Source organism: Streptomyces cinnamoneus, from assembly GCF_002939475.1.
Classification (GTDB): domain Bacteria; phylum Actinomycetota; class Actinomycetes; order Streptomycetales; family Streptomycetaceae; genus Streptomyces; species Streptomyces cinnamoneus_A.
Genome location: NZ_PKFQ01000001.1, coordinates 1,445,666 through 1,468,104 on the forward strand (window position 1 = coordinate 1,445,666; position 22,439 = coordinate 1,468,104).

The following is a 22,439-nucleotide window of genomic DNA, read 5'->3' on the forward strand; positions in this document are numbered from 1 at the left end:
ACCGGAAATCCCCGCTCACATCCCCGCGATGAGCTTCTCCACCCGGTCGTCCACCGAGCGGAACGGATCCTTGCACAACACCGTGCGCTGAGCCTGGTCGTTGAGCTTCAGATGCACCCAGTCGACGGTGAAGTCCCGGCGCTGCTCCTGCGCCCGCCGGATGAAGTCACCCCGCAGCCGGGCACGCGTGGTCTGCGGAGGCACCGACTTGCCCTCGAAGATCTTGAGGTCGTTGCACACCCGAGCCGCCTGACCGCGCTTCTCCAGGAGGTAGTACAGACCCCGGCGACGGTGGATGTCGTGGTAGGCGAGGTCTATCTGAGCGATCCTCGGATGCGACATGGTGATGTTGTTCTTCGCCCGGTACCGCTCGATGAGCTGGTACTTCATCACCCAGTCGATCTCCGTGGAGATCCGGTCCAGATCCTCGTCCCGGATGGCCTCCAGCGACCGGCCCCACAGCTCCAGGACCCGCTCGACCGTCCCCGTACGGATACCGCGCCGCTCGCAGAAGTCCACGGCCTTCTCGTAGTACTCCTGCTGCACCTCCAGCGCCGACGCCTCCCGGCCACTGGCCAGACGCACCTTGCGCCTGCCCGTGATGTCGTGACTGACCTCCCGGATGGCCCGGATGGGGTTCTCCAGCGTCAGGTCGCGCATCACGGTGCCGGCCTCGATCATGCGCAGCACGAGGTCGGTGGCACCGACCTTCAGCAACATGGTCGTCTCCGACATGTTGGAGTCGCCCACGATGACGTGCAGCCGGCGGTAGCGCTCGGCGTCCGCGTGGGGCTCGTCCCGGGTGTTGATGATCGGACGCGAACGGGTGGTGGCGGAACTGACGCCCTCCCAGATGTGCTCCGCCCGCTGACTGACGCAGTAGACCGCGCCCCGCGGGGTCTGCAGGACCTTGCCGGCCCCACACAGCAGTTGCCGGGTCACCAGGAAGGGGATGAGGATGTCCGCCAGGCGGGAGAACTCCCCGTGCCGGGCCACGAGGTAGTTCTCATGACAGCCGTAGGAGTTCCCGGCCGAGTCGGTGTTGTTCTTGAACAGATAGACGTCGCCCGCGATCCCCTCCTCGTGCAGGCGCCGTTCCGCGTCGACGAGCAGACCCTCGAGAATGCGCTCGCCCGCCTTGTCGTGGGTGACCAGCTCGGTCACGCTGTCACATTCCGGAGTCGCATACTCCGGGTGCGAGCCCACATCGAGGTAGAGACGGGCGCCGTTGCGCAGGAAGACATTGCTGCTGCGGCCCCAGGAAACAACGCGGCGGAAGAGGTACCGCGCCACTTCGTCAGGGGACAGGCGGCGCTGTCCTCTGAAGGTGCACGTGACGCCGTACTCGTTCTCCAGCCCGAAAATGCGGCGGTCCATGCCTGAACATTACGCCTGATGCCCTGCGCTGAAACCGGGTTCGACAGCACCGCTTCGATCATTTTCCGACCGGGCCACGACCGTCGAGGGCACCTCGGGGGCCCGCAGGGCACGCCGGGCCGCGACGATCACCGCCAGAGCCGCGGCACCGCCGCCCACAGCCACCAGGAAACCGGAACGCGCACCGCCGGACTGCACCGCCGGCCCCACGAACGCCGTGCCGATGGCCGCGCCGACACCGAAGGACGTCACCAGCCACGAGAACGCCTCGGTCACCGTGCCACGCGGCGCGTGCCGGTCCACCACCACGAAGGCGGTCGCCAGACAAGGCGCGAGGAACAGACCCGCCACCCCGGCGAGAACCGTCATGGCCACCACGCCCGGCACCAGCACCAGCGGCACGTAGAGCAGCGCCAGCCCGCCCACCAGCACCCGCAGCCGCTGCTCGGGGCTGCCGGGCCACTGACGCGCACCGTGCACGGAACCGCCGATCAGAGCACCGACGCCCAGCGCCGACAGCAGCCAGCCGGATATGTTCCCGCCGCCGTGCGCGTCGCCGTAGGCCACCGCGGCCACCGCTATCGAACCCAGGGCCGAACCGATGAAGAAGAAGGTGCCCAGCAGCACCAGCAGCCCCCGCGAGCGCAGCGCGCCCAGCCAGTGCGCCTCACGGGGCGCACTGCGCCAGCTGCGCGAGGGCGGCGAGGTGACCACCGCGAGGGCTCCGGCGACACCCATCAGGTGCAGGGCGTTCAGCGCGGCCGCCTCGGACCAGATCGCGACGATCCGGGTCACGATCAGCGGGCCGACCACATAGATCAGCTCCTGCGCGATCGCGTCCAGGGAGTACGCGGCGTGGAGATCGTCCTCGTTCTTCAGGACCGACGGCCACAGCGCCCGCAGCCCGCCCTCCAGCGGCGGCGCGAAGAAGCCCGCCACGATCATCGCCGTGTAGGTCAGCGGCAACGGGTCCAGGCCGACGACGGTGAAGACCGCCATGCCCAGCGCCGTCATCACGGCCGACGGCAGGATGACACGGGGCTGGCCGTACAGGTCGACAGCCCGGCCCAGCAGCGGCTGGCCGACGGCGTTGGCCACGCCGTAGACGGCCGAGAGCGCGCCCGCGAGGGTGTAGCTACCACCCTCGGCACGTACGAACAGCACGATCGCCAGCGCCGCCGTGGCGTTGGGCAGCCGGCCCACCAGGGTGCCGGTGAGCAGTCGCGCAGCGTGCCGCGTCTTGAGCATCTCGACGTAACCGCCGCCCGCGCCCGCCATCGTCCGCCTCTCATCCCGTCCCGGGGCGTCCCACCCGGTTCGCCTTTGACCGAGCCATCCCGGTTTTACGTATAACTAACCCCGTTATACGTACCATGATCGGAGCCCGCGGGTCCAGCCACGCGGTACACCAGCAGCGGAGAGGGGCGCAGCAACGGTGACGGACGTCGAGCAGGACGGTCCCAGCAGCAGCGGTCACGAGGGGCGGGACGGCAGACGGTGGCCCACCGTCCGCGGGCCACACGCGGCCACCGCCCGAGCCACCAGCCGGGACGTCGCCCGCGCAGCCGGCGTCTCCCAGGCCACCGTCTCCCTCGTCATGGGCGACAAATGGCGCGGCCGGGTCTCCGAACCCACCGCCGAGGCCGTACGCGCCGCCGCCCGCGACCTCGGCTACCGCCCCAACCTCGCCGCCCGCAACCTCCGCCTGGGCCGCACCCGCACCGCCCTGCTCGTCGTCCCCGCACTCACCAACGAATTCTTCGCCCGCGTCTACACCGGCGCCGCCCGGGCCGCCACCGACCACGGCGTGGGCGTCGTCCTCTATCCCTCCCCCGAAGGGACCGGCCCCGCCCGCGACCCCTTCGCCTCCGCCCGGGCGGCCCTCGACGGCGTCATCGCCTCCTCCATGGCCGCCGACGCGCTCGCCGACATCCGCGAAGGCGACCTCCCCCTGGTCATGCTCGACAGCGACCCTGAACGCACCGACGCCGCGACCACCGTCAACCTCGACATCGCCGACGGCATAAGGCAGGTGACGAACCATCTCCTGGCACTCGGCCACCGGCACTTCGCCCACATCGCAGCCGACATCGACTCCTGGACCTTCCGCGTCAGAGCCCGGGCCCTGGCCGACGCCCTCCACGGAAGCACCGGCGACGTGGTACGCACCGAAACGGCCACCCTGGACGTGACCGCCGGACGACTCGCCGCCGAACGGGCCCTCACCGGCCCCGGCCCCCGCCCCACCGCACTCATCTGCGACAGCGACACCCTGGCGGCCGGCGCCTGCAAAGCCGCCCGGCGACTCGGACTCCGCGTCCCCCAGGACGTCTCCGTCACCGGCTTCGACGACCTCCCCCTGGCCACCGCCCTCGAACCGGAGCTCACCACGGTCCGGCTGCCGGCCGAGGAAGTCGGCGCGGCGGGCATGCGGGCACTCGTCGCCACACTCGACGGCCGGCCCGTGACCCCGACGGCCCTCCCGGTGGAGCTCGTCACCCGCGGCTCCACCACGGCCGCCCCCTGACGCCCCCCACGGAAAACGGCGGGCGGGCCGGAAAACCGGCCCGCCCGCCGCACGGATCCCTCTCCCCCGAGAAGAAGCGACCCGGCTCTCCTACTCCTCGACGGCCTCGGCCGTCTCCGCCGGGCCCGCACCGTCGTCCAGCAGTCTGGACAGCTGCCGGCCCAGGAGCCGCTTGAACTTCCGCTGCTGCGGACGCGTCCGGTCCAGCACCGCGACCTCCAGCTGCTCGGCGGTCAACGTGCGCTCACCCCCGTTGGTGTCCCGGGCGAGCGACTCGACCGCCAGCTTCAGCGCCTCGGCCAGCGTCATCCCGTCCCGGTGCCGCTGATCCAGATAGCTACTGATCTGATCGGCGTTACCACCGACCGCGACCGAACCGTGCTCATCCACGATCGAACCGTCATGCGGCAGACGATAGATCTGATCGTCCTCGGGCCCGGCCCCGACCTCGGCAACGATCAGCTCGACCTCATACGGCTTCTCACCCGCACTCGAAAAGATCGTGCCCAAGGTCTGCGCATACACGTTCGCAAGGCCACGCGCCGTCACGTCCTCGCGATCGTAGGTATAACCCCGCAGATCGGCATAGCGCACCCCACCGATGCGCAGATTCTCGAACTCGTTGTACTTCCCGACCGCCGCGAAAGCGATCCGGTCGTAGATCTCGCTGACCTTGTGCAGGGCACGGGAGGGGTTCTCGGCGACGAAGACAACGCCGTCCCGGTACTGGAGGACCACGACACTACGACCACGCGCGATGCCCTTCCGGGCGTACTCCGCACGGTCGGCCATGGCCTGCTGGGGTGAGACATAGAACGGCGTCGACACCGCTATCCGTCCCTTTCTGTAGAGGAGACCGTCAGAACTGAAGACATCACAGAAGCGCCGCGCGCGGCCCGTCAGGCTCCTCGAGCCGCCGCTCGTGAACGGCACGCACGATCTCGGAGCACTGGGCCTCGGTCAGCTTCCGGAAACCCTCGTCGGTGATGACGGTGACGATCGGATAGATACGACGCGCGAGATCGGGCCCACCGGTCGCGGAGTCGTCGTCGGCGGCGTCGTACAGCGCCTGAACGACCAGCGTGGTGGCCTGCCCCTCGGTCAGGTCCTCCCGGAACAGCTTCTTCAGCGCCCCCCGGGCGAACAACGAACCGGACCCGGTCGCCGCGAAGCCGTGCTCCTCGGAACGCCCACCGGTGACGTCGTAGGAGAAGATCCGACCCTTCTGACGGTCCACGTCCCAGCCCGCGAAGAGCGGCACCACGGCCAGGCCCTGCATGGCCATGCCGAGGTTACTCCGGATCATCGTCGAGAGACGGTTGGCCTTGCCCTCCAAAGAGAGCGAGACGCCCTCGACCTTCTCGAAGTGCTCCAGCTCCAGCTGGAACAGCTTGACCATCTCCACGGCCAGCCCCGCCGTACCGGCGATCCCGACGGCCGAGTACTCGTCGGCGGGGAAGACCTTCTCGATGTCGCGCTGCGCGATCACGTTACCCATCGTGGCCCGCCGGTCACCGGCCAGCACCACGCCACCGGGGAACGAGGCGGCCACGATCGTCGTACCGTGCGGCGCCTCGAGCACCCCCTGCGCGGGCAGCTGCCGGTTGCGCGGCAGCAGGTCGGGCTGGTGCTGGGCGAGGAAATCCATGAAGGACGACGAGCCGGGCGTCAGGAAGGCAGCTGGTAGACGCCCGATGCTACGAGGGTTGGCTTCCACACGTTTCCTTCCAGATAGTCGATGGCCCGGCACAGAGCGCCGACATCGTCTCTCAACTTTCCGAGTGCCGAGTTGCAGTTGAAACACAGCACGCCACGGACCTTATCGGTCGCGTGACAATGATCCACATGTACGGCGGGCGCCGACAAGCAGATGCAGCAGACACCCACCTGCGACGCGATCATCTCGTCACGCTGCGCCTCAGTGATGCCGTACTGGCGCCTGAGGTGATCGGATCGGCTCTGGACGGCTCGGCAGGCCTTGCAGCGCGTCGACAGTCCATCTGAAGCCGATGCGTTCCGGTGCCGTTCGGAATGCGGTTTGATCACGCCACAGCCCAGGCAGTGCTTGTGTCCCTCAGGCACGTCCACCTGTGGACGTACGTTCATGCCTGCGGCGATCCGGCGCCTACGGTCGCAGTCGGACGCGCACTCCCGACAGTGCCGCTGCAGGCCGTCCAAGTTCGTTCGCTTGATCGCGAAGCGGGCACGCGGCTTGACTTCGCCACACCGCGTGCAACGCTTCCCATCCTCGATCTCACCCATTCCCCGCCCCTGGACCTTCAATTCGAAGGCTACTGGCCGCCTTTTTGAACGAAACTTCGAACGAAGTCCTCCGCATTCTCCTCGAGCACATCATCGATTTCGTCCAAGACAGAGTCCACGTCGTCCGACAGCTTCTCCTGGCGTTCCTTGAGGTCCTCGGAGACCTGCGCGTCCTGCGCCTGCTCCTCGACCTCCTCGGTCGAACGCGTGGCCTTCTGCTGCCCGCCGCCGGTGTCCTTGGTCGCCATACCCCTCACCCCGCTCGGTTTCGACGTACACGTACACGAGACGTACAAGATCCGACCCTACAAGCAGGGTCCGTCATCGGCCCCGCACTTGCTACAACGTCCCGGAACCACCGTGATGATTCCCGGATCGCGCCCATCTCAGACCCGGTCAGCCGCCGGAGAGCACGCGGACCAGGTCCTCGGCCGTGCGGCAGCGGTCCAGGAGCTCCTTGACGTGGTTGCGCGTGCCGCGCAGGGGCTCCAGGGTGGGGACCCGTTGCAGGGAGTCACGGCCCGGGAGGTCGAAGATGACCGAGTCCCAGGAGGCGGCCGCCACGTCGTCGGCGTACTGCTCCAGACAGCGGCCGCGGAAGTAGGCCCTGGTGTCCTCCGGTGGGGCCGTACGGGCCCGGGCGACGTCGGTCTCGTCCAGGAGGCGGCGCATCTTGCCGCGGGCGGCGAGGCGGTTGTACAGGCCCTTGTCGGGGCGGACGTCGGCGTACTGGAGGTCGACGAGGTGCAGGCGGGCGGCGTCCCAGTCCAGGGCGTCGCGGCGGCGGTAGCCCTCGAGGAGTTCGCGCTTGGCCACCCAGTCCAGCTCGCCGGCGAGGCTCATGGGGTCGCGTTCGAGGCGGCCGAGGACGTCGTCCCAGCGGCTGAGGACGTCTTTGGTCTGTTCGTCGGCGTCGGCGCCGAAGCGGTCCTCGACGTATTTGCGGGCCAGCTCGCAGTACTCCATCTGGAGCTGGACGGCGGTGAGCGTGCGGCCGCTGCGCAGGGTGACAAGGCGTCGCAGGGTGGGGTCGTGGCTGACCTGGTGGAGGGTGCGGACGGGTTGTTCGACGGCCAGGTCGGTGGTGATGAAGCCGTCCTCGATCATGGAGAGGACGAGGGCGGTGGTGCCGAGTTTGAGGTAGGTGGAGATCTCGGAGAGGTTGGCGTCGCCGATGATCACGTGGAGGCGGCGGTACTTCTCGGCGTCGGCGTGCGGCTCGTCGCGGGTGTTGATGATGGGCCGCTTGAGGGTGGTTTCCAGGCCGACCTCGACTTCGAAGTAGTCGGCGCGCTGGCTGATCTGGAAGCCGTGTTCGTGGCCGTCCTGGCCGATGCCGACGCGGCCGGCGCCGGTGACGACCTGGCGGGAGACGAAGAAGGGCGTGAGGTGGCGCACGATGTCGGAGAAGGGGGTTTCCCGCTTCATCAGGTAGTTCTCGTGGGTGCCGTAGGACGCGCCCTTGTTGTCGGTGTTGTTTTTGTAGAGGTGGATGGGTTGTGCGCCGGGGAGCTGGGCGGCGCGTTCGGCGGCCTCGGCCATGATGCGTTCGCCGGCTTTGTCCCAGAGGACGGCGTCCCGGGGGTTGGTGATCTCCGGGGAGCTGTATTCGGGGTGGGCGTGGTCGACGTAGAGCCGGGCGCCGTTGGTGAGGATCACGTTGGCCAGGCCGATGTCCTCGTCGGTGAGCTGGCTGGAGTCTGCGGCCTCGCGGGCGAGGTCGAAGCCGCGGGCGTCCCGCAGCGGGTTCTCCTCCTCGAAGTCCCAGCGGGCACGGCGTGCCCGGTGCATCGCTGCCGCGTAGGCGTTGACGATCTGGGACGAGGTGAGCATGGCATTGGCGTTCGGGTGACCGGGGACGGAGATCCCGTACTCCGTCTCGATGCCCATTACTCGCCGTACGGTCATGCGGCCCTCCTTGCCCGGTGGCGCCCCCGGGCGGGGTCGCCACTCAAGTACCGCTGCGCATCCGGTCCGTGTACGGTCTCCGATCCCCCACTGCGCACGGCGGCGGTACCGAAGAGCCTAGAACGGCTTTGCGGTGCTGGGGAGATCATTACAGTCATTGCTCCGGTTCGTGCCGCGGGCGGAAAACGTCGTCGTGCCGGTCGTACGAGTGGCGCAAAACGCGACCGGCCGCGGACGCCCTGGGGCTCTTCCCGCCGGGGCGGGGGAGCGAGAACAACAGGGACATCCGCGGCCGGTCGGCGGTGTTACAGATACTGGCCGGTATTGGCCACGGTGTCGATGGAGCGGCCGGTGTCCGCGCCTTGTTTTCCGGTGACGAGGGTGCGGATGAAGACGATCCGCTCGCCCTTCTTTCCGGAGATGCGGGCCCAGTCGTCCGGGTTGGTGGTGTTGGGCAGGTCCTCGTTCTCCTTGAACTCGTCCACACAGGCGGCGAGCAGGTGGGAGACGCGGAGGCCCTTCTGGTTGTGGTCGAGGAACGCCTTGATCGCCATTTTCTTGGCCCGGTCCACAATGTTCTGGATCATGGCGCCGGAATTGAAGTCCTTGAAGTAGAGGACTTCCTTGTCTCCGTTGGCGTAGGTGACCTCGAGGAAGCGGTTCTCGTCGGATTCGGCGTACATCTGCTCGACGACCGACTGGATCATGGCGCCGACCGCCGCCTTCGGGGAGCCGCCGTGCTCGGCGAGGTCTTCCGCGTGGAGCGGGAGGGTCTCGGTGAGGTACTTCGAGAAGATGTCCTTGGCGGCCTCGGCGTCCGGGCGCTCGATCTTGATCTTGACGTCGAGGCGGCCGGGGCGCAGGATCGCGGGGTCGATCATGTCCTCGCGGTTGGAGGCGCCGATGACGATCACGTTCTCGAGGCCCTCGACGCCGTCGATCTCGGAGAGCAGCTGGGGGACGATGGTGTTCTCCACGTCCGAGCTGACGCCGGAGCCGCGGGTGCGGAAGAGGGAGTCCATCTCGTCGAAGAAGACGATGACGGGGGTGCCCTCGCTGGCCTTCTCCCGGGCGCGCTGGAAGATCAGCCGGATGTGCCGCTCGGTTTCGCCGACGTACTTGTTGAGCAGCTCGGGGCCCTTGATGTTGAGGAAGAAGCTCTTGCCGGCGGGCTTGCCGGTGACTTCGGCGACCTTCTTCGCAAGGGAGTTGGCCACGGCTTTGGCGATGAGGGTCTTGCCGCAGCCGGGGGGGCCGTAGAGCAGGACGCCCTTGGGGGGCCGTAGTTCGTGCTCCTTGAAGAGGTCGGGGTAGAGGTAGGGGAGCTCGACGGCGTCGCGGATCAGCTCGATCTGGTTGCCCAGGCCGCCGATCTTGGAGTAGTCGATGTCCGGGACCTCTTCGAGGACGAGTTCTTCGACCTCGCTCTTGGGGATGACCTCGTAGACGTAGCCGGAGCGGGGTTCGAGCAGGAGGGCGTCGCCGGGGCGGATGGTGGTGTCCAGCAGGGGCTCGGCGAGCCGCACCACCCGCTCCTCGTCGGTGTGCCCGATGACCAGGGCGCGTTCGCCGTCCTCGAGGATCTCCTTGAGGGTGACGATGTCGCCGGCGCGCTCGAAGTGCATGGCTTCGACCACGTTGAGGGCCTCGTTGAGCATGACCTCCTGGCCGGGCCGGAGGTCCTCGACCTCGACGCCGGGGCTGACGTTCACGCGGAGTTTGCGGCCTCCGGTGAAGATGTCGGCGGTGCCGTCGTCGTTGGGCTGCAGGAAGACGCCGAAGCCGGCCGGCGGCTGGGCGAGCCGGTCGACCTCCTCCTTGAGGGCCACGATCTGGTCCCGTGCCTCACGGAGGGTGTTCGCGAGTCGCTCGTTCTGTGCGGAGACGCCGGCCAGGTTCGTCTGGAGCTCGACGATCCGCTCTTCGAGAATCCTCGTGTGACGCGGAGAGTCGGCGAGCTTGCGTCGCAGGACGGCGATCTCCTGCTCGAGATAGGCAACCTGGCCCGCGGGGTCGTCAGACCCTCGTCCCGGCCGGATGCCGCGGTTCATGTCGTCGTCGTGGGCTGCCACGGTCCTCACCTCCTCCAAGGGGAGCTGGACGCTTCCTGACCCTACCTGGGCCGGTGCAGGTTGAAACCCCTAGATCACAAACCCGGTCGGAGTGTGTCCGATCTTCACCCTTGCGCACGTCCTCACGTGAGGGGGATACCCACCCACCAACATCGGAAAGCGGGCGGTTGTATCGTCGACTCGGTCAACACCCGTCAGGGCTGGCTCCAATTGATTCACGAACGCAGGAAACGGCAGGCGAGATGACCGTGCAGGATGAAGGACTCGGCGACCTGGAAGTCTGGATCGACCAGGACCTGTGCACCGGTGACGGCATCTGCGCGCAGTACGCCCCCGAGGTCTTCGAGCTGGACGTCGACGGGCTGGCCTATGTGAAGAGCGCCGACGACGAGCTGCTCCAGGACAAGGGTGCCACCACGCCCGTACCGCTGCCGTTGCTGAACGACGTCCGGGACTCCGCGAAGGAGTGTCCCGGTGACTGCATCCATGTGCGCCGGGTGTCCGACAAGGTCGAGGTCTTCGGTCCCGACGCCGAGTGAGAGCGTCGTCACGGCGCGTTCCGGTACGGGCGGTGGCCGTTCACGCGCTCCGGGCGACGGGCGGTGTGGTCACCGTGAACTTCCCTCCGGTCCACCGCCACTTGACCGCTGTGCGCAGGTCCGGGCAGCAGCGGGGCACTCCGGGGCCGGAGTAGCCGGAGACGGTGGCCGAGACGGTGTCCTTGGCGGCCGTGAGGCCGGTGACGGTCATCCGCTGCCGCGGGTCGACGAGGGTGGCCCTGATGCGGGGTGCCGTGCCGTCGGGGTGCGGGGAGGCGAGGACGTAGACGCCGCTGGGCGGGGTGCCCCCGCCGGAGGCGCAGCGCACCGCGACGGCGGTCTCGGGGCGTCCGTCGCCGTCGAGGTCGGCCTGGGCCCGGTCGGTCACCTGGGGGCCGGCGCCGTGGCAGTCGAGGGGGTAGTGCGCGGTCTGCGGGTCGGGGGCGGCGGCGTGGGTCGTGGGTGTGGTGGCGGTGGCGTCACCGGGGCCTGCGAGGGCCGCGCCGGTGACCACGGCGGCCAGTGCGGCGGCGGTGGCGAGCCAGTGGACGGGGCGGGGGCGGGTGTGCGGGTAGGCGGAGGGGCCTGCCGTGGGGTGCACGCGCGCTGACTCCTGTGAGGCTGCGGGATGGGATCTTCCGCATCGTGCCACACGGTCTGGCGCGGGGGAACAGTGGGCGGGGACCGGTGTGTCGGCCAACGCGCGCGCGCCGCCGCCGAGTTCCGCGGGGTGCGGTTCGGCGGCGGCGCGCGGTGGTGCGGGGGTCAGCCCTTGTTGGGGCCTTCGTAGTCGTCGCCGTAGGCGCCCTTGGCGGGGCGGCGGCGGCGCATGGGGGGTTCCACGCCGTCCGCGAGGCGGCGGGCGGTGACGAGGAAGCCGGTGTGGCCGATCATCCGGTGGTCGGGGCGGACCGCGAGGCCCTCGACGTGCCAGTTGCGGATCATCGATTCCCAGGGCTGGGGCTCGGCGAAGCAGCCGATCTCGCGGATGGACTCGACGGTGCGTGCCAGCTGGGTGGTGGTGGCCACGTAGCAGCAGAGGATGCCGCCGGGGACGAGTGCCTTGGAGACGGCCTCCAGGCATTCCCAGGGGGCGAGCATGTCGAGGATCACGCGGTCGACGTCGGTGTCGGAGAGGTTGTCCTGGAGGTCGCCCACGGTGAGCTGCCAGGCGGGGTGGGGGCCGCCGAAGTAGCGCTCGACGTTCGCCTGGGCGATCTCGGCGAAGTCGGCGCGGCGCTCGTAGGAGTGCAGCATGCCCTGGTCGCCGATGGCGCGCAGCAGGAAGGCGCTGAGGGAGCCGGAGCCGACTCCGGCTTCGACGACGCGGGCGCCGGCGAAGATGTCGGCGAAGGCCAGGATCTGCCCCGCGTCCTTGGGGTAGACCACGGCGGCGCCGCGGGGCATGGACAGGACGTAGTCGGGGAGCAGGGGGCGCAGCGCGAGGTAGGCGACGTTTCCCGTGGTACGGACAACACTGCCCTCGGGAGCACCGATCAGCTCGTCGTGGGGGAAGGAACCCTTGTGGGTGTGGAAGTTCTTCCCGGCTTCGAGCGTGAAGGTGTAGTGGCGTCCCTTGGGGTCGGTGAGCTGGACCTGGTCCCCGACCTGGAAGGGCCCGCGACGGCGGGCGGCACCGGTCGGTTCGGACATGTGACCAGCGTACCGGGCCTGTGGGCGGCGCAGCACCACGGCGCCTGCCGGGGGGCGGGGGGTCAGGTGGTGGGGCGGGCCATGGCGGCGACGAAGGCGCGTTCGACGTCGGCGGTGGAGAGTACGCCGTAGACCTGGCCGGTGTCCTCGACGACGAGGTATTCGGTGGCGGGGGTGGTGCGGAGGGCGTCGAGGAGGTCTTCGCCGGTGAGGTCGGCGGGGATGCGCATGCCTTCCTTGATGTCCTGGGCGAGGGAGCCGGCCTCGACCCAGGGCCGGCGGTGTTCGGGGACGGCGACGATGGCGGCTTCGCGGACGAGGGCGGTGGGGTTGCCGTGGCCGTCGACGACGACCAGGGCGCGGGCGCCGGCTTCGCCGGCGCGGCGCAGGGCTTCGGAGAGGGGGGTGGTGGGCTGGACGGGTACGGCGCGGCGGGTGAGGTTGCGGGCGCGCAGTTCGGGGAGGTGTTCGCGGAGGCGGGCCATGCGGAGGCTGTTGCCGGCGCCGGTCCAGATGATGGCGGCGAGGATGGCGGCGAGGAGTGCGTCGGTGAGGGCGTCGACGCCGGTGAAGTCGCGGGCGCCGTCGCCGATGCCGCCGTGGGTGAGGAGGGGCAGGCCGAGGAGGACGGCGACGGCGAGGGCGCGTCCGACCCAGGCGGCGGCGATGGTGCCGGTCATGGGTTTGCCGCTGATCTTCCAGACGACGGCGCGGAGCATGCGGCCGCCGTCGAGGGGGAGGCCGGGCAGGAGGTTGAAGGCCGCGACGAGCAGGTTGGAGATCATGAGGCCGGCCAGCAGGACGCCGGGGACGGTGCCGGGTTCGACGGCAAGCATGGCGAGGTAGAAGACGCCGGCGAGGGCCAGGGAGAGCAGGGGGCCGACGAAGGCGAGGACGAATTCGCGGCCGGGGGTTTCGCTCTCTTTTTCGATCTCGGAGACGCCGCCGAAGAACTGGAGCTGGATGCGGCGTACGGGGAGTTTGAAGCGCAGGGCGGCGACGGTGTGGGCGAGCTCGTGGATGAGGACGGAGGCGTAGAAGGCGACGGCGAAGAAGAGGGCGACGAGGTAGCGGAGGCGGCCGAGGTCGGGCAGGACGCGGTCGAGCTGGCCGCCGAAGACCCAGGTGATGAGGGCGGCGACGAGGAACCAGCTGGGGGCGACGTAGACGGGCACGCCGAAGGGGCGGCCCATGAGGATGCCGCCGCCGCTCTCGCGGGGGCGCTGCGGCTTGCGGTCTTGGGGGCCGGCCGGTGGGCCGGCGCCTCCGACGCCGGTGTCGCCCTGCCCGCTGTCGTTCACGGTGTCCCCTCGTCGCTCCGGCCCCGGCACCGAATGGTGCGATGTCACGATCATGCAGTGCGAAGGGGTCTGTCGTCGATGGTATGCGTCCGACTGTCAGTAGCGGGCCGTAGGGTCTGTGTCATGGATAGCGCTACCGAGAACTGTGCCGGGGGTGCGCCGGGCCCGGCGGTGGGCCGTGGGGGGCGGCCGGCGGGGCCCGGGCGGCCGGCTTCGTTGTCGCCGTCGCGGGCGGCCGATTTCATGCAGTGTCCGCTGCTCTACCGCTTCCGGGTGATCGACAGGCTGCCGGAGAAGCCGAGTGCGGCGGCGACGCGGGGCACGGTGGTGCATGCGGTGCTGGAGCGGCTGTTCGACGCTCCGGCTGCCGACCGTACGGCGGTGCGGGCGCGGGGGCTGGTGCCGGGTGAGTGGGAGAAGCTGCTGGCGTCCCGCCCGGAGCTCGCTCAGTTGTTCCAGGGTGAGGACGGGGCGCAGGATCCGGCTCTGCTGGCGACGTGGCTGGGTGAGGCGGAGCGGCTGGTCGAGCGGTGGTTCTCGCTGGAGGATCCGACGCGGCTGGAGCCGGCGGAGCGGGAGCTCTTCGTGGAGACGGTGCTGGAGGACGCGGGGGCGTCGGGTCTGACGCTGCGGGGCATCGTCGACCGGGTGGACGTGGCGCCGACGGGCGACGTGCGCATCGTGGACTACAAGACGGGCAAGGCCCCGGCGCCGCGGTACCGCGAGGGTGCCCTGTTCCAGATGATGTTCTACGCGCTGGTGATCTGGCGGTTGCGCGGCCGGGTGCCGCGGCGGTTGCAGCTGGTCTACCTGGGCAGCGGTGACGTGCTGACGTATGACCCGGTGGAGGCGGAGCTGCTGGCCGTGGAGCGGAAGCTGCGGGCGCTGTGGGAGGCGATCTCGCTGGCGACGGACACGGGTGACTGGCGGCCGAGGCCGACGAAGCTGTGCGGCTGGTGTGACCATCAGGCGGTGTGCCCCGAGTTCGGTGGCACTCCCCCGCCGTATCCGCTGCCGCTGCCCGGTCAGCGCGGTGGGCCTTCGGGCGGTGCGAGCGGTGGTCCGGCCGTTCCCGCCGGTGAGGAGCAGGGCAGAATGGACCCGGTCTAGCGAAGGAGTGTTCCTGTGGCGATCCGGGTCCTATTGGTCGACGACCAGCCGCTGCTGCGTACCGGCTTCCGCATGATTTTGGAGGCCGAGCAGGATCTGGCGGTGGTGGGTGAGGCCGGGGACGGTCTGCAGGCGTTGGACCAGGTCCGGGCGTTGCAGCCGGATGTGGTGCTGATGGACATCCGGATGCCCCGCATGGACGGGGTGGAGGCGACCCGGCAGATCACGGGGCCCGAGCGGAACGGGCCGGCGAAGGTGCTGGTGCTGACCACCTTCGACCTCGACGAGTACGTGGTGGAGGCGCTGCGTGCGGGGGCCAGCGGGTTCCTGCTGAAGGACGCGCCGGCACATGAGCTGGTCCAGGCGATCCGGGTGGTCGCGGGCGGTGAGGCGATGCTGGCTCCGAGCATCACGCGGCGGCTGCTCGACAAGTACGCGGGGCACCTGCCGTCGGGTGAGGAGCCGCTGCCGGACACGCTGAACACGCTGACCGACCGTGAGGTCGAGGTGTTGAAGCTGGTCGCCCGTGGCTTGTCGAACGCGGAGATCGCGGCGGATCTGTTCGTGAGCGAGACGACGGTGAAGACCCATGTCGGGCACGTGCTGACGAAGCTCGGGCTGCGGGACCGGGTGCAGGCCGCGGTCTACGCCTATGAGAGCGGACTGGTGCGCCCCGGCGCCCAGTAGGGCGCCGGGGCGTTGCCCTGGCTGGTCGTGGGGCCGGTTCAGCCCTTGCCGGCCTTGCTGATCTCCCAGAATCGGAAGACGGTCGAGGAGTCGAGCGTCCACTGGAGTCCGGAGATCCGGTCGCTGGAGACGGCGTACTGCTTGCCCTGCCACAGCGGCAGCAGCGGTACGTCCTGGGCGACGGTGTTCTGGAGCTTGACGAAGTCGCCGACGGTGGCCGCGCGGCTGCCCTGGGCGGCCGTGGCCGGGAGGATGCCGGCTATCTCCTTGGACTGGTAGTTGTTGCCGAGCACGTTGTCCTCGCCGAAGAAGGGCGAGGTGAAGTTGTCGGGGTCCGGGTAGTCGGGCACCCAGCCCTTGACGTAGACGCCGTACTTTCCGGCCTCGATGCCCTTCTCGTACTCGTCGAGCGGGACGCTCTGGACGTCCGCTTCGAAGAGCCCGCTGGCGTTGAGCTGCTTGGCGATCTCCTGGAACTCCGGCACGGTGCCCGGGCCGTAGCGGACGGGGGTGGCCCACAGGGTGAGCTTGACCTTGCCGCTGATGTTCGCGGACTTCAGGGCCGCGGTGGCCTTGTCGAGCTGCGGGCGGTCGCCGTAGACGTCGAAGAACGGGGTCCGGTGGCTGGTGATGCCGCTGGGGACGACCGAGTAGAGGGGCTCGGCGGTGCGCTTGTAGACGTCGCGGACCAGCGAGCTGCGGTCGATGAGGTAGGCGATGGCCTTGCGGACGCCGACCTTGCCGACCACGGGGTCCTTGGTGTTGAAGACCAGGTGCTGGACTTCGGCGCTGGTGCCCTCGACGACCTTGATGTCCTTGCCGCCGCTGGTTTCGAGGTCGGCGATGTCCTTCATGGCCAGGCCTCGGTAGGCCAGGTCGATGTCGCCCTTGACCACGGCGTCCTTCAGGGCGTCCTGCTCGCCGTGGAAGAACTTGAGGGTCATGCCCTTGTTCTGGACGGTGGCCGGGCCCTTGTAGGAGGCGTTGACCTTGAAGACGGCCTTGGACTTGTCGTAGGAGTCCAGTTTGTAGACGCCGGAGCCGACGGCCTTGCCGTCGGTGCGCAGCTTGTCCATCGAGTACTCGGTGTGGTCGACGATGGAGCCGGCACCGGAGGCGATCTTCTGCGGGAACGTGGCGTCGGAGCGGCTGAGCCGGAAGATCACGGTGGACTTGTCCGGCGTCTGGATGTCCTTGATCGAGGACAGCATCGTGGCCGCGGGACCGTTCTTGTCCTTGATCTTCAGGGTCCGGCGGAAGGAGTAGGCGACGTCCTCGGAGGTGAGGTCGTGGCCGTTGCTGAACTTCAGCCCGTCCTGGAGGGTGCACTGGTAGACGGTGCTGCTGTCGTCCTTGAACTTGCAGCTCTTGGCGGCCTCCGGCTGGGGGACCGTGCTTCCCTTGGGGAAGCTCAGCAGCGACTGGAAGACGTTGTTGAAGAGCAGCCAGGAGCCCGGGTCGTAGCCGGAGGCCGGGTCGGTGGATAGCACCTCGTCCGACATCCCCATGACCACCGACTCCCCGGTGCCGGCCGCGTTGCCGTCTTCCGATCCGCACCCGCTGAGCAGGGCGGCGGCAAGCCCCGCGCCGAGCGGGGCGGCGAGCCACTGGTCACGTTTCCTCACGTGCACGTTCCTCACAGTTCTTGATCGCTGACGAGACCGTCTGTCGCTGTAGAGCGTTCTGTGGAGCTGGTGAAGCAGGTGGAGCAGGTGGAGCGTTGGTATGGAGTTGAACGAGGTGCTGCCGGTGGTCACACGCCGCGGGAGAGTTCCCAGGGCTGGAGTTCCGAGGCGGAGCTGAGGGCCCATTCCGCGCCGGTGATCTTCTCGCGGACGGCCACGTACTGCTTGCCCTGCCACAGCGGCAGCACCGGCACGTCGTCGGCGATGAGGTCTTCCGCCTGCTGGAAGTAGCGGGCGGCGGCGTCGCGCTGGGTCGACTCCCGGGACTGCGGGACCAGCTCGTTGCTGATCTTCGTGTTCCGGTAGGGGGAGCGGAGGAAGTTGTCCTTGCCGACGAAGGGGGCGACGAAGTTGTCCGGGTCCGGGAAGTCGGGGAACCAGTGCATGCCGTAGACGGCGTACTTGCCCTTGGCGGCCTCGGGGCGGAAGTCCGCCCACTTCACGCCCTGGATCTTGACGTCGAACAGGCCGCTGGCGGTCAGCTGCTTCTGGAGGGCCTTGAAGGCCCGCTCCGTGCCCTCACCGTAGTGGTCGCTGGTGTAGGTGAGGGTGATCGGCACCGGTGCGCTGACGTTGGCGGCCTTCAGGATGGCGCGGGCCTTGTCGGCGCTGGGCTCGCCGTAGCGGTTGGAGAAGGAGTTCTGGTGGCCGGCGATGCCGGTGGGGACCAGCGAGTACAGGGGGTCGCTCGTGCGGTCGTAGCCGTCGCGGACCAGGGCCGCGCGGTCGACGACCTGGGCGATGGCCTGGCGGACCGCCTTGGACTTCACGGTGGAGTCGTCGGTGTTGAAGGCCAGGAAGCTGATCTCCTGACCGGGCAGCTCCAGCAGCCGCACGCCCTCGCCGGAGGAGCCCCGCAGCCGGCCGATCTGCTCGGGCAGCAGGGCGCGGTTCATCATGTCGATGTCGCCGGACTTGAGGGCCTTCTCCATCGACGCGGCGTCGTCGAAGAAGCGCATCTCGACCTTGTCGTTCAGCACCTTCACCGAACCCCGGTAGTCGGAGTTCTTGTTGAGGGTGACCTTGACGACGTGGCCGTCCTTCTGTTCGGTCTGGAGGGTGTACGGGCCGGAACCCACCACCTTGAAGCCGCTGCCGAGCTTGTCCTTCTCGTAGGACTCGCTGTCGACGATCGCCGCGGCCGGGGTGGCTATCTTCTGTGGGAAGGTGGCGTCGGGCGACTTGAGGTGGAAGACGACCTCGAGGTCGCCGGGGGTCTCCACCTTGTCGATGTTGCTCAGCAGCGAGACGGGGCCGTTCTCGTAGTTGATCGCGCGGGCGCGGTCGATGGAGAACTTGACGTCCTCGGCGGTCAGCGCGTGACCGTTGGAGAACTTCAGGCCGCTGCGCAGGGTGCAGCGGAACTGCTCGTTCTTGCGGTCCCCGAAGGTGCACTTCTCGGCCGCGTCACCGACGGGCGCGGTACCGGAGCGCGGCAGCCGCAGCAGGGTCTGGAAGGTGCTGTGCAGCACGTTCCAGGCGCCCACGTCGTACGCGGCGGCCGGGTCGAAGGGGGCGGGCGCGTCGGTGGTCTCCTCGAACCGGTCGGTCGTGCCGATGACGATGGCGCTGTCCTTGCCGGCTCCCTCGCTCCCGCCACAGGCGACGAGCACGGGTGCCAACAGGCCTGCCACGATCGGCAGGACCAACGTCTTGCGGTTCATTGTGTGGGGTTCTCCCTGTGGTGCGATCGGTGCCCGGACCCTACCGATACCGGAAGGCCGGTCATACGGGCAGCCGTGAAGTTCTCGCGAAAAGATTAGTGCGGATGGCCGCTCCCGCTGGAACACGGTGAAGTCGACGCGATATCACGCGGTGATAACGGCACGAGGATGTCCGATATCCGGACGCTGGAACGATTCAGGCACCGAATGATCAATCGGGACACAAGGGTGCGCTTCAACCCCCGTGAGGGCCCGCGCGGGGCTGTGCAAGCCGACGCGCGGGCGCAAGACGCGGTGACGAACGTCACTCCCCCGATACGGGTGACGGGCAGGCGAATTCGGCCACGGGATTCGTCACGGAAAACAGTCGGCCAAACGCCCAGAGTTCCCGACCATTCCCGGTCGTACGCTCAGTGCACACCCTGGTGCATTCCCGTGATCGGCCGTGATCAGAGGCGGGAGATCATGTCCCGGAGAAAAGAGAGATCCACTTCTTCCAGCGAGCCGACGACTGTACGGCCCGCCGCGGGCGGGATGGGGGCCACCGACGGCACCGCCACCACCCGGCACCCCGCCGCCTCAGCGGCTCTCACACCCGTCAGGGTGTCCTCGACCACCGCACACCGCCCCGGCTCGGCCCCGAGCCGGGCCGCGGCCAGCAGGTACGGGTCCGGATGGGGCTTGGTGCGCGCCAGCTCGTCGCCCGCGACGGTCAGCGTGAAGTGCTGCGGGCCGAGGGTGTGCAGCACCCGGTCGATGATCTCGCGGTGGGAGGCCGAGACCAGTGCCGTGGGCACGCCGTGGGCGGCCAGCTCGGCCAGCAGCCGCCGGGCACCGGGCATCAGCGGCACGCCCCGCCCGATCATCTGGGAGAAGCGGGTGTTCAGCAGGACGCTGAGCTCGGCGACGGCTATCTTCGCGCCGGTGGCCTGGATGAGGAACGAGGCGCTGCGCGTCATCGGGCCCCCGACGACGACCTCGCGCCACTCCTCCAGCAGCTGGTGTCCCAGCTCGGCGAAGACGGCGACTTCGACCTCCCACCAGAAGCCTTCGGTGTCGACCAGGGTCCCGTCCATGTCGAGCAATACGGCCTGCAGGGCCGGGGCCGCCGAACGGGTGTCGACGGCGGGGATGCTGCTGGTCATCCGCGCACCTCCTCAAGGGGACGAGAAGGCCGGTCCGCCTCCTGTCTCCAGGTCGGCGGACCGGCCTTCACCGGACCGACAAGTGTACGACCGATGGTTACGGTGCGTCGCGTCGATATTTCGCACGGGCCCCGCTGGCCCCCGCGGGACGGGCTCAGCCCTCGCCGTCCCGCCCGTCCGTCTCCTCGCCCGGCGTCGCGCCGCCGCCGTCGTCGTCCTTGGCCGGCGGGCGCGGCGGGCGGGTGCGGCCGCTGGTGGTGTCCCGCAGGTAGGAGGCGTCCCGGCCGCCCTCGGTCAGGCCCGGTTCGGCGGCCAGGCCGCCCGGCTGGCCCGGCTGGGCGGGCCCGGGCTGGCCGTCCCGGCGGCGCAGATAGCGCTCGAACTCGCGGGCGATGGCCTCGCCGGACGCCTCCGGCAGCTCGGCGGTGTCCCGGGCCTCCTCCAGCGACTGCACGTACTCGGCGACCTCGCTGTCCTCGGCCGCCAGCTGGTCCACGCCCAGCTGCCAGGCCCGGGCGTCCTCTGGCAGCTCGCCCTGCGGCACGCGCAGGTCGATGAGGTCCTCCAGGCGGTTGAGCAGCGCCAGGGTGGCCTTCGGGTTCGGCGGCTGGGAGACGTAGTGCGGCACGGCGGCCCACAGGCTCACCGCCGGGACGCCGGCGTGGGTGCACGCCTCCTGCAGGATGCCGACGATGCCGGTGGGGCCCTCGTAGCGGGACTCCTCCAGATCCAGGGTGCGGGCCAGGTCGGGGTCGGAGGTGACGCCGCTGACCGGTACGGGCCGGGTGTGCGGGGTGTCCCCGAGCAGGGAGCCCAGGATCACCACCATCTCCACGCCCAGCTCGTGGGCGAAGCCCAGGATCTCGTTGCAGAACGAGCGCCAGCGCATGCTCGGCTCGATGCCCCGGACCAGGACGAGGTCGCGCGTCGCGCCCTCGCCGCCGGGGGCGCCGGTGCGCACCACGGAGAGCCGGGTGGTCGGCCAGGTGATCTTCCGAACGCCGCCGTCCAGCCAGACGGTGGGCCGGTTGACCTGGAAGTCGTAGTAGTCCTCGGCGTCGAGCGCGGCGAAGACCTCGCCCTTCCATTCCCGGTCCAGGTGCGCCACCGCGCTGGAGGCGGCGTCACCGGCGTCGTTCCAGCCCTCGAAGGCACAGATCATCACCGGGTCGATCAGCTCGGGTACCCCCTCAAGCTCGATCACCCAGCGCCTCCTTCCGACCGGGGCCGCACGGGTCTTCCGTTGCGTCCGCCGGTTGCCGTTCCGTGCAGTTGCGGTCGTCCTGCGTGTGCCCCAAGCCTACGACTTCGGCGACCCCCCTTCGCAGCCCCTGAGGGGGAGGTACTTTCAGCCACGCGTACCCCATCCGGCGCGGTAGGCGCGCCAGTCGGCCTCGGTCGCCGCGAAGTCCACGTAGAGCGCGAGGCCGAACCGCTGTCGGTGCCGGTCCTCGCGGCTGAGGCCCAGCCTGCTGCCGCGCACGGCGGCGGCGGCCGTCTCCGCCCGGCTCTGGTGGCCCAGATTGTCGGTGTGGTAGAAGGGCACGCCCATCAGCAGATCCGTTTCCTCTGGTGTGACCTGGAGGGCGAGGGCGGTCTGCCGGGCCACGTAGCCGCCGTAGAGGTTCTCCCACGGCAGCGCGGTGTCGTAGGACATCACGGCTATCTGGTCCACCCGGCGGGCGACCTTGCCGAAGTAGCTCTGCGTCCACCACTTGGGGCTGCCGAGCATGCCCGAGGCGGTGTGCATCGAGGGCAGCGGGTCTATCTGCTGGGCGGCGACGGACAGCACGCCGCCTTGCGAACGCACGGCCGGGCGCAGGGAGTCCAGCAGGGCCAGGAAGTGGCGGTCGCCGGTGCGCACGGGTTCGACGTCCAGGTGCACGCCCTCGAAGCCGGCCCGCAGGACCTGGCGCGCGCTCTCGACGACGGCGCTGCGGGCGGCGGGCGAGCCCAGCCAGAGGCCGCCGTCCTGGCCGCGGCCGACCAGCTTGTCGCCCAGCCAGGCCTGGACCCGTACCCCGGGGAACTCCCGGTGCACGGAGTCGATCAGCCATTTCGCGTTGCGGTACGCCGTGGGCGGCAGGGTGCCGTCGTGCTCCAGCGGGCCCGCGTGCACGTACAGGTCGCGGATGCCGGTGCCCGCCGTCCGCTCGCGCAGCCGGGCGAGCTCCGCCGGGCCGTGGCGGCCGTCCACCCAGGCGTGGCCCAGCCAGACGGCGTCCCGGCCGCGGGTGACGGCGTCGTCCGCGGGGGCGCCGGCGTAGGAGGCGCGCAGCGCGCTGCCCGCCGTCACGAGCGGTGCGAGTACCAGCAGGGCCAGCGCGAGCGCGATGCGGAGCAGCACGCGTTTGCGTGTCAGCCGTCGGCGCGTCTTTGGCCGGTTCATGTCGTCGTCCCCCCTTTATCCCTTCGAGGGACGTGTGCGGGGGCGGGTTGGTTGCCCTCGGGGGCGAAGACGCCGCGAGGGGAGGACCACTCGAAGGTGGCCCTCCCCTTCAGGGAGCCG

General features: G+C 69.5%; 20 protein-coding genes. 4 read left to right on the top strand and 16 right to left on the bottom strand.

All coding sequences use genetic code 11. The annotated features are described in order from the left end of the window. Positions 1–15: 15 nt before the first annotated feature. Both pafA and CYQ11_RS05800 read right to left on the bottom strand, forming a co-directional pair. A complete protein-coding gene (gene pafA, locus CYQ11_RS05795) occupies positions 16–1,377 on the bottom strand; it encodes a Pup--protein ligase (protein ID WP_099202142.1) in 1,362 nt (453 codons plus the stop codon). 9 nt (positions 1,378–1,386) lie between these two features. Next, positions 1,387–2,655, bottom strand: a complete 1,269-nt coding sequence (locus CYQ11_RS05800; protein ID WP_240003661.1) for an MFS transporter — start codon at positions 2,653–2,655, stop codon at positions 1,387–1,389. Positions 2,656–2,812: 157 nt separating this feature from the next. Here CYQ11_RS05800 and CYQ11_RS05805 point away from each other — a divergent pair, with 157 nt between their 5' ends. Further along, complete coding sequence (locus CYQ11_RS05805; RefSeq protein WP_099202141.1) at positions 2,813–3,904, top strand: LacI family DNA-binding transcriptional regulator; 1,092 nt, start codon at positions 2,813–2,815, stop codon at positions 3,902–3,904. Positions 3,905–3,994: 90 nt separating this feature from the next. On the opposite strand, the gene prcA is transcribed toward CYQ11_RS05805, so the two are convergent. From prcA to arc, 6 genes are all read right to left on the bottom strand, one after another. Continuing rightward, a complete protein-coding gene (gene prcA / locus CYQ11_RS05810) occupies positions 3,995–4,732 on the bottom strand; it encodes a proteasome subunit alpha (protein WP_099202221.1) in 738 nt (245 codons plus the stop codon). 46 nt (positions 4,733–4,778) lie between these two features. Then, a complete protein-coding gene (gene prcB, locus CYQ11_RS05815; RefSeq protein ID WP_099202140.1) occupies positions 4,779–5,621 on the bottom strand; it encodes a proteasome subunit beta in 843 nt (280 codons plus the stop codon). After that, positions 5,573–6,166 (bottom strand): endonuclease VII domain-containing protein, encoded by a 594-nt coding sequence (locus CYQ11_RS05820; protein WP_099202139.1) that lies wholly within the window; start codon positions 6,164–6,166, stop codon positions 5,573–5,575. The genes prcB and CYQ11_RS05820 overlap by 49 nt, the downstream gene beginning before the upstream one ends. Before the next feature lie 29 nt (positions 6,167–6,195). Beyond that, complete coding sequence (locus CYQ11_RS05825; RefSeq protein ID WP_086569168.1) at positions 6,196–6,414, bottom strand: ubiquitin-like protein Pup; 219 nt, start codon at positions 6,412–6,414, stop codon at positions 6,196–6,198. Between the two features lie 148 nt (positions 6,415–6,562). After that, positions 6,563–8,074, bottom strand: coding sequence for a depupylase/deamidase Dop (gene dop, locus CYQ11_RS05830; protein WP_338105724.1), 1,512 nt, complete (start codon positions 8,072–8,074; stop codon positions 6,563–6,565). Between the two features lie 305 nt (positions 8,075–8,379). Beyond that, on the bottom strand, positions 8,380–10,146 hold the full coding sequence (gene arc / locus CYQ11_RS05835) for a proteasome ATPase (RefSeq protein ID WP_099202137.1): 1,767 nt from the start codon (positions 10,144–10,146) through the stop codon (positions 8,380–8,382). Between the two features lie 242 nt (positions 10,147–10,388). On the opposite strand from arc, the gene CYQ11_RS05845 reads away from it, so the two are divergent. Further along, entirely contained in the window at positions 10,389–10,685 is a 297-nt protein-coding gene (locus CYQ11_RS05845) for a ferredoxin (protein WP_099202136.1), read from the top strand. Between the two features lie 40 nt (positions 10,686–10,725). Here CYQ11_RS05845 and CYQ11_RS05850 read toward each other — a convergent pair whose 3' ends face one another. The 3 genes from CYQ11_RS05850 to CYQ11_RS05860 all read right to left on the bottom strand — a co-directional run bounded on the left by CYQ11_RS05850 (position 10,726) and on the right by CYQ11_RS05860 (position 13,693). Further along, positions 10,726–11,286: a hypothetical protein gene (locus CYQ11_RS05850; RefSeq protein ID WP_099202135.1), complete on the bottom strand. Its 561-nt coding sequence runs from the start codon at positions 11,284–11,286 to the stop codon at positions 10,726–10,728. Between the two features lie 164 nt (positions 11,287–11,450). Beyond that, positions 11,451–12,338 carry a tRNA (adenine-N1)-methyltransferase gene (locus tag CYQ11_RS05855; protein ID WP_099202134.1) on the bottom strand — a complete coding sequence of 296 codons (888 nt, stop codon included), beginning with the start codon at positions 12,336–12,338 and terminating at the stop codon, positions 11,451–11,453. Positions 12,339–12,400: 62 nt separating this feature from the next. Beyond that, positions 12,401–13,693, bottom strand: a complete 1,293-nt coding sequence (locus CYQ11_RS05860) for a site-2 protease family protein (RefSeq protein ID WP_107489262.1) — start codon at positions 13,691–13,693, stop codon at positions 12,401–12,403. Positions 13,694–13,717: 24 nt separating this feature from the next. On the opposite strand from CYQ11_RS05860, the gene CYQ11_RS05865 reads away from it, so the two are divergent. Continuing rightward, on the top strand, positions 13,718–14,749 hold the full coding sequence (locus CYQ11_RS05865) for a RecB family exonuclease (RefSeq protein WP_099202132.1): 1,032 nt from the start codon (positions 13,718–13,720) through the stop codon (positions 14,747–14,749). Between the two features lie 15 nt (positions 14,750–14,764). After that, the gene (locus CYQ11_RS05870; protein ID WP_099202131.1) at positions 14,765–15,436 is read left to right on the top strand and encodes a response regulator; all 672 of its coding nucleotides are present in this window, start codon (positions 14,765–14,767) and stop codon (positions 15,434–15,436) included. 38 nt (positions 15,437–15,474) lie between these two features. Here the strand turns inward: CYQ11_RS05870 and CYQ11_RS05875 are convergent, their stop codons facing one another. The 5 genes from CYQ11_RS05875 to CYQ11_RS05895 form a co-directional block, all read right to left on the bottom strand. Continuing rightward, on the bottom strand, positions 15,475–17,061 hold the full coding sequence (locus tag CYQ11_RS05875; RefSeq protein WP_099202130.1) for an ABC transporter substrate-binding protein: 1,587 nt from the start codon (positions 17,059–17,061) through the stop codon (positions 15,475–15,477). Between the two features lie 128 nt (positions 17,062–17,189). Continuing rightward, positions 17,190–18,785 carry an ABC transporter substrate-binding protein gene (locus CYQ11_RS05880; protein WP_099202129.1) on the bottom strand — a complete coding sequence of 532 codons (1,596 nt, stop codon included), beginning with the start codon at positions 18,783–18,785 and terminating at the stop codon, positions 17,190–17,192. 449 nt (positions 18,786–19,234) lie between these two features. Continuing rightward, positions 19,235–19,930 (bottom strand): HAD family hydrolase, encoded by a 696-nt coding sequence (locus CYQ11_RS05885; RefSeq protein WP_099202128.1) that lies wholly within the window; start codon positions 19,928–19,930, stop codon positions 19,235–19,237. 154 nt (positions 19,931–20,084) lie between these two features. After that, positions 20,085–21,134 carry a PAC2 family protein gene (locus CYQ11_RS05890; RefSeq protein ID WP_240003660.1) on the bottom strand — a complete coding sequence of 350 codons (1,050 nt, stop codon included), beginning with the start codon at positions 21,132–21,134 and terminating at the stop codon, positions 20,085–20,087. Positions 21,135–21,278: 144 nt separating this feature from the next. Beyond that, positions 21,279–22,319, bottom strand: coding sequence for a glycosyl hydrolase family 18 protein (locus tag CYQ11_RS05895; RefSeq protein ID WP_099202127.1), 1,041 nt, complete (start codon positions 22,317–22,319; stop codon positions 21,279–21,281). Positions 22,320–22,439: the final 120 nt, after the last annotated feature.

Bases quoted from the DNA above. Each gene is read 5' to 3' on its own strand.
- CYQ11_RS05880 (WP_099202129.1), bottom strand. From the start codon at position 18,785: ATGAACCGCAAGACGTTGGTCCTGCCGATCGTGGCAGGCCTGTTGGCA.
- dop (WP_338105724.1), bottom strand. From the start codon at position 8,074: ATGACCGTACGGCGAGTAATGGGCATCGAGACGGAGTACGGGATCTCC.
- CYQ11_RS05860 (WP_107489262.1), bottom strand. From the start codon at position 13,693: ATGATCGTGACATCGCACCATTCGGTGCCGGGGCCGGAGCGACGAGGG.
- pafA (WP_099202142.1), bottom strand. From the start codon at position 1,377: ATGGACCGCCGCATTTTCGGGCTGGAGAACGAGTACGGCGTCACGTGC.
- CYQ11_RS05800 (WP_240003661.1), bottom strand. From the start codon at position 2,655: ATGGCGGGCGCGGGCGGCGGTTACGTCGAGATGCTCAAGACGCGGCAC.
- CYQ11_RS05865 (WP_099202132.1), top strand. From the start codon at position 13,718: ATGGTATGCGTCCGACTGTCAGTAGCGGGCCGTAGGGTCTGTGTCATG.
- CYQ11_RS05895 (WP_099202127.1), bottom strand. From the start codon at position 22,319: ATGAACCGGCCAAAGACGCGCCGACGGCTGACACGCAAACGCGTGCTG.
- CYQ11_RS05885 (WP_099202128.1), bottom strand. From the start codon at position 19,930: ATGACCAGCAGCATCCCCGCCGTCGACACCCGTTCGGCGGCCCCGGCC.
- CYQ11_RS05845 (WP_099202136.1), top strand. From the start codon at position 10,389: ATGACCGTGCAGGATGAAGGACTCGGCGACCTGGAAGTCTGGATCGAC.
- CYQ11_RS05825 (WP_086569168.1), bottom strand. From the start codon at position 6,414: ATGGCGACCAAGGACACCGGCGGCGGGCAGCAGAAGGCCACGCGTTCG.
- CYQ11_RS05820 (WP_099202139.1), bottom strand. From the start codon at position 6,166: ATGGGTGAGATCGAGGATGGGAAGCGTTGCACGCGGTGTGGCGAAGTC.
- CYQ11_RS05855 (WP_099202134.1), bottom strand. From the start codon at position 12,338: ATGTCCGAACCGACCGGTGCCGCCCGCCGTCGCGGGCCCTTCCAGGTC.